The following is a 12,493-nucleotide window of genomic DNA, read 5'->3' as shown; positions in this document are numbered from 1 at the left end:
GCGGCCCATACTAAAAACTCCTCCCTAAGTAAACAAGCTTTGATTATTTGCTTGTCTACCTAAGTAGGAGTATAGCCATGGCCGAGTTGCTCTCTTTTTGTCGTTTCCTCTGAAGGGGGGAGAGGTGTGTTTATGCTTGGTGGTTCGCCGTGTTAGCTTTGATCTTTACCACGTAAGACTTGAGAATCCAAGCCTTGTGACCCGCGTGGTCTTTGATTTGGTAGTAGGTGTGGGTCTTACCCTTGATCTTGATTCGTTCGACCTTGGTCAGCTTCCAAGTTGTGTTTTTGTGCTTCTTGCTGGTGTGGCCGAGTAACTTTTGCAGGTAGGAATCTTTGAACCACTTCTTGTTACTCTTTAGGTGGTAAACGTACTTCGTGTTAAGTTTTTTGGTTGAAGTAATTTTGCCCTTAACCTTTTTGGCCTTGTGTGGTTTAACGGGAGTCGTTGGTTCAGTCGTCGTTGGTGCTGGCGCCGGTTTCACTGGCTTTTCATTTTCTGGTTTCGTTGAAGGGGCCGGTGCAACGACTGAGGGTGTTGAAGGAGCTGGCGTTGGTGCTGGTGTCGGCTTTGGCGTGTTAGGATCCGTGTAAGGCGTATTCTTGCCATCTGCTGAAACGAGGTACTTAGTACGTAGCGCAGATTGTTGTGCTGGCGAGAAGTTAAGAACCTTAGTGATGTATTTCTCCATCGTGCCGTAACGAGACAGGATTTCGCGGAAGTATTCGTTGAGCCAGTCTGGTTTAACCGTCCGGCCAGTTTGGTAGGATTGCATGAAGTCATTCATGATCGTCTTACGGTCCATACCGAAGATAGACATGACCAGAACCGTTGCGATACCCGTCCGGTCTTTACCCGAAGAACAGTGGTAAAGGGTCGCCTGATTGTTGGCCAACAACATGTTTAGAAATTTGTTGTAGCCATTCACGGCCGAGAAACCGAATTCTAATTGTTGCACGTAGAAGCCGCCATCGCCAGCGAATTTACTTGCATCCAACGCAGTGCCATCGGTGAAGGCATATTCTCCAAGAATGGAAATGTCTGTATTTGCCGCGCCAGGAATTAATTGGTCGGGTTGTTTGTTGATTTGACCGTTAGTTCGGAAGTCGACAACGGAAGTGACATGGTGATCCTTACTCAAGATAGTCTTATCCGTATTGGTCAGCTTGTTTAAGTTGTCCGAGCGAAGGAGGCGGTTGTGCTTGATTTGCCATTTGCCGTCAGCGGTCTTGTAGCCACCGATATCACGGGTGTTCTTGGTTCCGGATAACTTGATCAGGGTGTCTTTGACATCCCCGTATGTAGCTACCTGTTGCGCCATTTCATCGACAGAAAGGCGGGGCTGAATCGTGACGGGAGCTAACTGTTTGTCAGACTTACCGGTAGTTGTGGCTGAAGCTCCCGTGGTGCTAGCTGCGGTAACTGGTGTTTGTGCAGTTGTTGCGGCAGCTGCACTAGGAACACCGGCACCCATAAGGGATAAAGCCACTCCTGCAAGGCTTAGTGATTTAACAATAGTTGATCGATGCATAATTCTCCTCCTGTTTTGGACACATTTTTGATGCCTAGATTAGCGTAACAGGGGAATGTAGTGGGTGTGTGGATTTTGTGTACAGGTTTTGTAAAGCCGGTAAATGATGGTAGGTGGCTAACGATTTGTTTTTAGCTTGAGAATGAGTCGTGATGATGCTGAATGCTGACTAGGTGAGAATGTTGTTGTTGAATTGAATGCGGGTTGTTTGATTGACAAGGGACCTTTGACGGGGTATTGGTGTGAGAATGTGATCCGAAGATTGATAGTCCATGGTATCCGTTACGCTTATCATCACAACGTTATTCGTGTGAAAATTAAATAATTTAGGATACCGGTCGCCAGATATGAGTTTGAGTCGGCACGGACACAGCTGGAATTCTGGGATACAAAAAGGCGTAGTTGCAAGGCCCATCGTAGGGGACTGTAACCACGACCTTTAGTCGTTATATGGGGATAATTTGCTTAATACCCGCGTCCCGGGTCCACCACATTTCGGCGCAACTCGCCAGTCTCTTGCAGACTGGTCAAGTTGTCTACCAGAAAGCCAAAGATTGGTGCCGTATTCTCAACCGCAAAGCCAGTCTGGTGTGGCGTGACTAACACGTTTGAGAGTTCCCACAGCTTCGAGTCCTTTGGCAGCGGCTCCGTGTTGAATACGTCCAGTGCGGCATTCAGCACGTTTTTGTGGCGCAAACCGTTGATCAACGCCTGCTCATCCACCGAAGTGCCGCGGCCAACGTTGACGAAGATTCGCACGCCGTTCAGTTGGCTAAAGTAGTCTTCATTGAAATAGTGGTCCGTTTCCGGCGTTGCTGGCATTGCGTTGATGATAACGTCAGCATCCGTGATCAAGCCTGCGTCATCTTTTTGCGCTACCGTGCCTGCAAAGCCAGCCATCGAACGGCCCGAGCGGTTCACGCCGTACGGGTAGTTCCCAAAGCCATTCAACAGCTCCGCAATGGCCTGACCAATGCTTCCGGTCCCGTAGATAACGACCTTTTGGCTCGCGAGCGTTGCTAAGTCATTGCGCTCTGGTTGCTGCCAGAAGTGACCCGCCTGATTCTTTACCGCTTCATTGAAACCGCGCAGGAAGTACAGCAGGTAACCGATCGTTGATTCCGCAATTGCCGGGGAGTACACACCGATTGCATTGCTTAGCTTGATGTCATGATTCTTGATGTAGTCCAGCGGTAGATAGTCTACGCCGGCACTCACTGTCTGAATCCATTTCACATCGTTATGCGGGTCCTGGAGCACGTTCAGTCCGTGCTTGCGACTCCAGCCAAAGATGGCGGTAATGCCACTAGCATCGGCCAAGCTTTCAAACGGGACCACTTCGGCGCCTAAAGCTTCAATCTGTTTCGTTTGGTCCGGATTCACTGCCTGAAACGTTAAAATTCGTTCTGTCATCGTAAAAACCTCCTCGAGCAATTAAAGTTCAGTGACGATTCGTGGAAAAAAGGTAGGGAGCACTTAACCTCGCCTGCAGTGTAGTCGGTCGGCCACCTGGTGCGGGGTGAAAATTCACCGGCTGGTTTGTTAACTATCCGTTCAAATGAGCCACCAGTCACTAGCCGACGTGGCCGATTACCCGGGTAGTCGACTAATGACACCACCAATTAGCTAAGCCACAGACTACCCACGGCTTGAACCATTATCAGTTTCTACCTGTAGACGCCATTAAAATGCCAGCAAAGGGCGTCATTGACAGACAGTCACGCCGCCATCTTTCACCCACCAATTTGGCCGGATACCGCCACCACATTTTCTCCACCAGTCGTGTTAGGTTCATTTTAGCACGAGTTTGTTCAATTACGGTCATAATTCATTACCCACAACTTGAAATCGTTTTCAATGAATAGCACACATTTTCGAATCTGTTACGATAGTCAACCAACAATCCCAGTAGAAATTTCTGATATAATCCATCAACTTTGACGATATTAGCGCCCAACCATTGAAACTTGACTTATCACTCGATATAATGGACACAAGACAGCAATTATTTATTCACACACATAACGTTTGGGGAGGTTAGAAAAATGTTAAATCTTGGTCTAGATATCCTAGGCCTAGCCAGATTTCAATTTGGAATGACCACTGTCTTTCACTTCTTCTTCGTTCCATTTTCAATCGGGTTAGCCTTCGTGGTGGCCGTCATGGAAACCCTGTACGCCGCCAAGGGTGATGAGGATTACAAGAAGATGGCGCAGTTCTGGGGCAAAATGTTCCTGTATAGCTTCGCCGTTGGTGTGGTTACCGGTATCATTCAAGAATTTCAATTCGGGATGAACTGGTCCGAATACTCCCGGTTCATGGGAGATATCTTCGGCGCACCGCTGGCCATCGAAGCTTTGGCCGCCTTCTTCTTGGAGTCTACATTCATCGGAATGTGGATGTTTACCTGGGACCGCTTTAATAAGTGGGTCCACACGCTATTTATTTGGTTAGTTATGTTCGGGTCTTCACTTTCAGCACTGTGGATTCTGGCGGCTAACAGTTTCATGCAGAATCCTTTGGGATACATCATTAACAGCAAGACTGGTCACGTTCAAATGGTCAGCTTTGGCAAAGTTATTGGGAACCCCCAACTGTGGAATGAATTTCCACACGTTATTTTCGGTGCTTTTGTTACCGCTTCCTTTGTGATTGCTGGTTGCTGTGCTTGGCGATTACTCAAGAAGGATCACGTCGCGTTCTACCGTAAGTCTTTGAACGTGGCCCTGGTCATTGGTCTCATCTTCTCTGTGGGCTCCATTGCTAGTGGGGATATGCAGAGCCGTTACTTAATCAACAATCAGCCAATGAAGTTCGCCGCAATGGAAGGGCTCTACAAGAACTCGACCAACAAAGGGGAATGGTCCGCTATCGCTGGTTTTGATAACAAGCAACACAAGACGACTTGGTCCGTCGACGTGCCTTACGTCCTGAACTTGTTGAGCTACCATAAGACAACGGGGACGGTTAAAGGCATGAACACCATCAACAAGGAAATGCATGCGAAATACGATAAGAAGTTTGGTAGCGACATGAACTACTACGTCCCGACTAAGACGTTGTTCTGGAGCTTCCGGATTATGTCTGGCGCGGGGGCACTGTTTGCCTTACTCGCTATTGTGGGGTTGATCTTCAACCGTAAGAAGTCGCAAGCGATTATGAAGCAACGCTGGTTCCTGTACATCTTAGGCCTATGCCTGTGGCTTCCATTCATCGTCAACACCGCTGGGTGGTTCATCACTGAATTCGGTCGTTACCCATGGATCGTTTATGGGCTGTTAACGATTGCCGACGCGGTTTCGCCAAATGTTTCCGTGGCGTCGTTGCTGACGACTAATATTGTTTACTTCTTAATGTTTGCCGGCATGGGGGTCGTCATGATCGTCCTTTGCCACCGGGTCTTGAAAGCCGGTCCAGATGACGAGTTGACTGACGGTTACGCATCCAGCGATACTGACCTCGATCCTTACTCAAAGGGGGCGTTCAACCATGACTAGTCTGCAATTTATCTGGTTTATCTTAATCGGTGTGCTGTTTAGCGGGTTCTTCTTCCTCGACGGATTTGACTTCGGCGTGGGGATGCTCGTGAAGAGTTTTGCAAAAGACACGGCTGAGCGTGACGTGGTTATCCGCACGATTGGACCGCATTGGGATGGTAACGAAGTTTGGCTGATCACGGCTGGTGGGGCGATGTTCGCCTCATTCCCAATGTGGTACGCCACCTTATTCTCTGGGTACTACCTAATCTTGTTCTTAATCCTAGCCGCCCTGATTTTCCGGGGAGTTTCCTTCGAGTTCCGGGCAAATATGCAAACGGATACTTGGCGGAATTTCTGGGAATGGGCCGCCACCATCGGCAGTTTCTGCGCAGCCTTCCTGTTTGGGATGTTGTTCACCTCGATGATTGCCGGGATGCCTATCGATAAGAATGGGGACATGACCGCTCACTTTACGGATTACGTTAACCTGTTCTCCTTAGTCGGTGGGGTCGCCGTTACGGTTCTGTGCTTAGTCCACGGCTTAAACTTCATCCGGTTGAAGACGGAAGGTAGCTTACGGGACCGGGCCTTAGCTTGGAACAAGATTCTGTATCCGGTGCTCTTTGCCGGTGAAGTCTTATTCGCGGTCTTACTCTACTTCTCCACGGACTTCTTCGACAAGAAGCCACTGAGCACCACGGCCATTGTGGTCGCACTGGTCATTGTGACCTGCTTGGCTTATTGGGGCGTTTTGGGTAACCACGAATGGCTCTCATTTATCGGCAGTGGGTTAGGGCTGGTCAGCGTTGTTGTCCTGATCTTCAATGGGTTGTTCCCACGGGTCATGATTGCTAACAATCCGGCTTACTCATTGTTGATCAAGAACTCTTCGAACTCTCCGTACACGCTACACTTGATGACGATTCTGACGTTTAGCATTCTGCCAATCGTTCTGATCTACTTCATCTGGAGCTACTGGGTCTTCTACAAGCGCTTGGCTTCACCGAAACAAGACGCTTAAAAATAGGCCATCTTCATTTTAGGCAAGTTAGTCTTAGTATTTAGAGCAGCGTCGGTGGGCGTCATTAATCCTGCCGGCATCTGCGTAGGTTAGACGTGGCCATTATGACCTACAGTCGATGGTGGCGCGTGAACTGTGATTTCAATGCTCTCCTGATTAAATTGGCAGACGCCATGGAAGCCGTACCGGATCGACCGGGGATGGTGGACATGGCGCCTGTTTTGTTACCGCAATACCACGGGGCCGATTACTCGAAATACGGGCATGAAAGCAGTATCATTATTGTATGTATTGCGGTTACATAGAGTTATTCGTTTCATTTATGACTTGGTTGCTTGGGGTCGCAGTTAAAGCGGTTGTGCTGATGGGGATAGCGGATGTGCGACCCTTTGGCCTGTAGGCAGTCCATAACAACCGCTAAACTAGTTGAGATGGACGTGGTCGTACTTCGGCTGCTAGGGATTCCGTTTACTGCGGGGAACGCCTCCAGCCAAAGGACGGGGCTCGTCTGAAAGCCGCCAAGTTCGGCCGTCTCCCAGGTCTGTCGGCCGGTAAGGCGATGATTGGACTGTGTTGCCTAATTTTAGCCGCAGTATTGCTGTTACAGCGGTCACATTGGGTGTTTTAGAGTTTTCAACCTTTAGTTAATCAATTTGTATTTAGTTTTTAGAGGGGGCGTTTGGATTTGATTGATCAACGTGTGTTTAAGTTTCCTGGGGTGAAACCGGCGGCGGCCGTGATGGCGGTACTGACTGTGATTCAAGCCATTATGATTATTCTACAAGCTCAGTACCTGTCCATGGCCATCGTCCACCTGTGGAAACAACAGCCAATTGGGATCATCGTGGCCCCGTTGGCGGTCTTTGCGGTTGCCTTTTTGGGCCGCCATTTGTTAACCATCTTAAAGGATTGGCTCCTGTATCCGTTTGTCGAGAAAACGACCAAGACGTTACGGAAGCAATTCATGGCGAAACTCTTCGACCTCGGTCCTAGTGTCGTGGCGGAGAAGGGAACCGGGAACGTGGTCACCATGGGCCTGGAAGGTATCGACAAGATTCAGACCTACCTGATGATGATCATCGGCAAAGTCCTCGACCTCTCGATCACGCCGTGGCTGATTCTAATCTACATTGCCATTATTCAATGGAAAGAGGCGTTGTTCCTACTCGCTATTTATCCGCTGATCATCTTCTTCATGATTATCTTAGGTCTGGCCGCACAAGCCAAGGCTGACAAGCAGTACGCCGGCTATCAGCGACTATCCAATCACTTTGTGGATACGTTACGGGGCTTACCGACCCTGAAACAATTAGGCCTCAATGAGACCTATGCTGACAACGTTTATCACGTTAGCGAGGACTACCGCAAGAAGACCATGGCGACCTTAACGATTGCCATGACGTCCACCTTTGCCCTCGACTTCTTCACCACGTTATCCATTGCCATCATTGCCGTCTTCTTAGGCTTTGGCCTGATGAATAGCACGATACAACTGTTGCCTGCGTTGGTCATTTTAACGTTAGCACCGGACTACTTCGCGCCCATCAGAAACTTCGCTAATGACTACCATGCCACGCTGAATGGAAAAAATGCGCTGACGGCCGTGCTGGATGTTTTACAACGGCAGACGCCTAGCGACCGGGAGTTGTTATCCGACCGCAATCCGGTTTGGCAGGACGATGATGCCCTTAAATTTGATCACGTGAATGTGGGGTATAGCGCCGACGATACCACGTTGCAAGATATCAGTTTTGACGTCCACGGTTTTCAGAAGGTCGGCATCATCGGTGCGTCTGGGTCCGGGAAATCAACGTTGATCAACACGCTGGGTGGGTTCTTAAGTCCCCAAGCCGGCGACATCAACGTCCGCGGAACACAGGTGCCCCATCTCGACCAAAAGGCTTGGCAACGTAGCTTCTTTTACATTCCGCAGGCACCGTACCTGTTCCACGCGAGCTTACGGGATAATTTAGCGTTCTATTCACCCGATGCCAACGACGCGGCGGTCAATGCTGCGGCGGCGAAGGCCGGTCTGACCGACTGGATTGCGAGCTTGCCGGATGGCCTGAATACGCCAATTGGTGAAGGTGCGCGGGGTGTCAGTGGCGGTCAAGCGCAACGAATCGCGTTGGCCCGAGCCTTTCTGGACGATTCCCGGCGAATTCTACTCTTTGACGAACCGACCGCTCATTTGGACATTGAGACCGAAGTTGAATTGAAACAGACCATGTTACCGGTCTTTGACCACCATCTGGTCTTCTTCGCGACTCACCGGCTCCACTGGATGAACGAAATGGATTACATTCTGGTCATGGATCACGGCAAGATCGTCGAACAGGGAACACCGGCCGAGTTACAGCAACGTGACGGGGCCTATGTCCGGTTACGGTCAGAAATGGAAGGGGCGACGGTCAAATGAAAGGGTTCTTTGCGACATTTAAGAACGATCACTGGGTCATGCCCTACCTAAGACGCTACCGCAAGCTGTTGGCGCTGGTGCTATTCCTAGGGTTCATGACGTACTTCTGTGGGGCGGCACTGATGTTTAACTCCGGCTATCTGATTAGTCGAGCGGCGACGCATCCTTACAACATCTTAATGATTTATGTACCTATTGTTTTGGCCCGGGCCTTCGGGATCGGGCGGCCAGCGTTTCGGTATGCGGAACGTCTGACCAGTCATAACTGGGTGCTACGAATCGTTTCCGACTTTCGTAAGCGGCTCTACCAGGCCGTTGAAAAGCAAGCCGTCGCGATTCGTCAAACGCACCAGACTGGGGATGTCCTGAGCATCTTGGCCGAGGACATCGATCATATTGAAAACTTATACTTACGAACGGTTTTTCCGCTGGTCATCGGCTGGCTGCTCTACCTGTTCGTGGTCATTGGTATCGGCTACTTTAGTTGGCCATTTGGGCTGTTAATGTTGCTGCTACTGGGTGTCATCGTTATCGTGATGCCACTCTTATCTGTGGCGGTTAACGGTCGCCGGGAGTTTCAAGCACGGCAGGTACAACGGCAGTTCTATACGCAATTGACGGATGCCGTATTGGGGTTAGGGGACTGGCTGATCTCTGGCCGGCGCCACGATTTTCTTCAGCAACAAGACGCCCCCATCGATGAGATTGCCGCGTTGCGCCGTGCCGACCACCATTTTCAGTGGTGGCGCAACTTTGCCATTCAGTTTGTCTTTGGTGCCGCGGTGATTTTCCTGGTCTGGTGGGCCGGTGTTATGTTTACCCACAACCAGGCCGAAGCCAACTGGGTCGCTGCATTTGGCCTGGCGCTATTTCCAACGGTCGATCCATTTTCTGAAATGAGTCAGGGGGTCAGCGAGTGGCCGGTCTACCGCGATTCTATCCAACGGGTGAACGCGCTGGACGAAAACGCACCGGTCAAGGTCACCCAGACGAAGATTGGTGCATTGGCGGAACTGAAGCTTGACCACGTCCAATTTACGTATGCCGGCGCGAAACGGCAGGTCATTGACGATCTGTCACTGACCTTGCACCCCGGTGAGAAGCTGGCGTTGCTGGGTCCAAGTGGTACCGGGAAAAGTACGCTGCTGAAATTGATCTTAGGCGATGAACGACCGTCCAGTGGGAGCGTGACGCTGAATGGTGAGCCTATCGCGCGGTTACAGGATCAACGGGCACAACTCTTTGGCGTGCTCGACCAGCAACCGTATCTGTTCAACACGACGGTCATGAACAACGTCCGGTTGGGTAATTTAAACGCCACGGACGACGAGGTTCGTGCCGCCATCAAGGCCGTTGAACTGGATGACCTGATTGCTAGTCTGCCAGAGGGGTACAACACGGAGGTCCAAGAGGCCGGTAGTCGTTTCTCTGGTGGGGAACGCCAACGGTTGTCGCTGGCACGAATCCTGTTGCAGGATGCACCAATCATTATTCTGGATGAACCCACGGTCAGTCTGGATCCGATTACCGAACAGCACTTGTTAGACACGGTGTTTAGCGTGTTGCATGACAAGACCATTATCTGGGTCACTCACCATTTGGCGGGCATCAATCACGTCGATCAGGTGCGTTTCATTGAGGACGGCCACTTCGACATGCAGGGAACGCCGGCCGACTTGTACCGTGACAATGCGCGTTTCCAATCGCTGTATGACTTGGACCGTGGTCGGTAGGGCGATGACTGAATAACGTTGCCTAATTTTAGGCTCAGTATCGTTTTGACAACAGTCATAATGTGTGTGTTGGGATTTTCAATCTTCAGTTTGCAGTTTCAAAAGGGAGGGTCAACGCTGAGTGATTGGCGTTGGCTCTCCCTTTGGTTTTGGATGATTGGTTATGGGGCTGATTATGGGGCCAGTTGGCTTTAATCAGATCGTTTTACTAGTGATCACGGCGCAGGAGCATCGTGGTCAACTTGGCCAAGTCGTCACGGGTTGGTCCGGCTGGTAATTGGGCGATGCTCGCCAGGGCCTTGTCTGTCCATTTAGTTGCGAGCCTCCGGGCGGCAGCAACGCCATCATGCTGGGTAACTAACGCTTGGACGGTTTGAATGTCTTCAGTAGTCATCGCGCGTTGTTTCTTCAACAGCCGGTGGAAATCGTGGGGCGCTTTGGGAATCGCTAAGAGGAGGGGCAGAGAGTAAACGCCAGAACGCAGATCTTCTAGAATTGGTTTCTTAGTTTTCTTCGGGTCGCCCGCGTAGTCTAGAATATCGTCGAGCATCTGGTAGGCGTAGCCAATGGTGAGACCTATTTCCCGGGTTAAGTCGGTGACGGTCTGTGGTGCACCGGCCACCATGGCGCCTTGGTAACAACTGAGTGCAAATAATTCGGCCGTCTTGCCAGAGATTTCGGCGAGGTACGCGTCAAGGGTCGTATCTTCTTTGTAGTTGAGGTCCATCTGCTGAAGCTCTCCCCAGAGAATTTGGTGCATGGAATTAACGTGATTTTGGACGAGGGTACGGTCGAGGGTGGACTTTAACACCTGATTAAAGTAGACGGTGAACATAAAGTCACCCGCGTAAATGGCGTTGCGCTGCCCATATTTCATCTGAATCGTCCGGACACCACGACGGGTAGACGATTCATCGATGACGTCATCATGAATCAGGGTGCCCACATGCAGAATTTCCAGTGCTGCTGCGCCTGCTTGTAACTGTTCCGGTGTGGCTTGTTCGCCGAACTCACTAAATAAGTAAAAATATCCGGGGCGCAGAAGCTTGCCGCCGGAGTTTAAGAGCGCTAATATTTTATTGTGGATGGGCGGATTATCCAGCTGAACCGCCGCAGTTAAGTATTTTTGTAATGCATTCAGTTGCGGTTCTACCTGGGGAAATTGCCGCCAAAGTTGTCGATCCATTTTGCACCTCACTAGTATGTCCGTATACGATAAATTTTATGTTACCGATATATGGAAACGTTGTCAAATAAAGGTTATCATCGGTTTAGAAATTATTTTAAAGGGGACCCTTATGACTGTTCAAATCTTTCTCGAACTAGTAGAAATTAAAGCAAAAATTGCGTCTGTCTGGCCGTTTTTACTCGGTTTGATCTTCGTCCAAGCTAACTTTCAACACATTAACTGGGGCGTGACCAGCCTCTTCTTCGTGGCAATGCTGCTATTTAACATGGCTGTCGACATCAACGACAACTATCAGGATTACACGAAGGCCGGCAATCAGGCCGCGGAGTGGATGAAAAATACCAATATTATTGGGGTCAATCACTTGTCCGTTCGGCGGATCTTCGCGCTGATGGCGAGCATGGCGGTTGTGGCCGGCGTTATCGGCTTGTATTTAGTCTGGGTGACTGGTTGGCCGCTACTGGTAATGGGGATGTTTTGTTTCTTAGTTGGCTATCTTTACGCCGGTGGCCCCAAGCCACTGTCTGGCACGCCAACCGGAGAATTCTTCGCCGGCTTCACCATGGGCTACATGATCATGTTAATTACGGTTTACCTGAACCTCTATCAAACGAATCAATTTACCAGTTTGTTAATGTTACGGGTATTACTGGCTTCTGGCATTGCCATTGCGGCGATTGCGGCCTTACTGCTGGCCAATAACATCTGTGATGCCAAGGAAGATCTCGACTTGAACCGCAAGACCATCGTTTACTATTTGGGCAAGCGGGGGGCACTCTGGTTATTTGCCAGTTTCTATGTGCTTGGTTACCTGTCACTGATCGTCAGTGTCGCCATTGGAGACTTGCCCCGCTGGTCGTTACTGGCTTTGCTGAGTATCCCACTGATTTACCGCAATGTGCAAGGGTTATTTCGCGTTCAGGTCAAAAAGGAAACGTTCATCCTGGCTGTTCGCAGTTTGGGTATTCTGGCTCTGACCACGGTGATTGCTGAGGGCCTCGGTTTATGGTGGGGTTAAGCATTCGTAAATGTCGATGGCTTCCCGTTGTGTTTTTAAGGTTCAGTCAGGTACAATAAAAAGAAACACCTGCTAAGTGATGCTTGTCGTTGCCCAGACCATA

Annotated in this window: 9 protein-coding genes; 6 read left to right on the top strand and 3 right to left on the bottom strand. The window is 50.0% G+C overall.

Annotated elements, in window-relative coordinates; all coding sequences use genetic code 11:
* Nucleotides 1-130: 130 nt before the first annotated feature.
* Together EKM89_RS09855 and EKM89_RS09850 are read right to left on the bottom strand one after the other, a co-directional pair.
* A complete protein-coding gene (locus tag EKM89_RS09855) occupies nucleotides 131-1,531 on the bottom strand; it encodes a tyrosine-protein phosphatase (protein ID WP_125688122.1) in 1,401 nt (466 codons plus the stop codon).
* 465 nt (nucleotides 1,532-1,996) lie between these two features.
* Nucleotides 1,997-2,944 (bottom strand): NAD(P)-dependent oxidoreductase, encoded by a 948-nt coding sequence (locus tag EKM89_RS09850; RefSeq protein ID WP_125688120.1) that lies wholly within the window; start codon nucleotides 2,942-2,944, stop codon nucleotides 1,997-1,999.
* 632 nt (nucleotides 2,945-3,576) lie between these two features.
* On the opposite strand from EKM89_RS09850, the gene EKM89_RS09845 reads away from it, so the two are divergent.
* The 5 genes from EKM89_RS09845 (at nucleotide 3,577) to cydC (ending at nucleotide 10,183) form a co-directional block, all read left to right on the top strand.
* Nucleotides 3,577-5,028 carry a cytochrome ubiquinol oxidase subunit I gene (locus EKM89_RS09845; protein WP_125688118.1) on the top strand — a complete coding sequence of 484 codons (1,452 nt, stop codon included), beginning with the start codon at nucleotides 3,577-3,579 and terminating at the stop codon, nucleotides 5,026-5,028.
* Nucleotides 5,021-6,031 carry a cytochrome d ubiquinol oxidase subunit II gene (cydB, locus tag EKM89_RS09840; RefSeq protein ID WP_125688116.1) on the top strand — a complete coding sequence of 337 codons (1,011 nt, stop codon included), beginning with the start codon at nucleotides 5,021-5,023 and terminating at the stop codon, nucleotides 6,029-6,031. Before EKM89_RS09845 ends, cydB begins: the two co-directional genes overlap by 8 nt.
* 104 nt (nucleotides 6,032-6,135) lie before the next feature.
* Nucleotides 6,136-6,336 carry a hypothetical protein gene (locus EKM89_RS09835; RefSeq protein WP_125688114.1) on the top strand — a complete coding sequence of 67 codons (201 nt, stop codon included), beginning with the start codon at nucleotides 6,136-6,138 and terminating at the stop codon, nucleotides 6,334-6,336.
* A 380-nt stretch (nucleotides 6,337-6,716) separates the two neighbouring features.
* Entirely contained in the window at nucleotides 6,717-8,450 is a 1,734-nt protein-coding gene (gene cydD / locus EKM89_RS09830; protein ID WP_125688112.1) for a thiol reductant ABC exporter subunit CydD, read from the top strand.
* Nucleotides 8,447-10,183, top strand: coding sequence for a thiol reductant ABC exporter subunit CydC (cydC, locus tag EKM89_RS09825; RefSeq protein WP_125688110.1), 1,737 nt, complete (start codon nucleotides 8,447-8,449; stop codon nucleotides 10,181-10,183). The genes cydD and cydC overlap by 4 nt, the downstream gene beginning before the upstream one ends.
* Before the next feature lie 208 nt (nucleotides 10,184-10,391).
* Here cydC and EKM89_RS09820 read toward each other — a convergent pair whose 3' ends face one another.
* The gene (locus EKM89_RS09820; protein WP_125688108.1) at nucleotides 10,392-11,369 is read right to left on the bottom strand and encodes a polyprenyl synthetase family protein; all 978 of its coding nucleotides are present in this window, start codon (nucleotides 11,367-11,369) and stop codon (nucleotides 10,392-10,394) included.
* 112 nt (nucleotides 11,370-11,481) lie between these two features.
* On the opposite strand from EKM89_RS09820, the gene EKM89_RS09815 reads away from it, so the two are divergent.
* Nucleotides 11,482-12,390 carry a 1,4-dihydroxy-2-naphthoate polyprenyltransferase gene (locus tag EKM89_RS09815; protein ID WP_125688106.1) on the top strand — a complete coding sequence of 303 codons (909 nt, stop codon included), beginning with the start codon at nucleotides 11,482-11,484 and terminating at the stop codon, nucleotides 12,388-12,390.
* The last annotated feature ends 103 nt before the right edge of the window (nucleotides 12,391-12,493 follow it).

It is taken from the genome of Levilactobacillus fujinensis, from assembly GCF_003946335.1.
Taxonomy (GTDB): Bacteria; Bacillota; Bacilli; order Lactobacillales; family Lactobacillaceae; genus Levilactobacillus; species Levilactobacillus fujinensis.
Note: the sequence above shows the minus strand (reverse complement) of the source record. Positions and strands in the feature narration are given on the sequence as shown.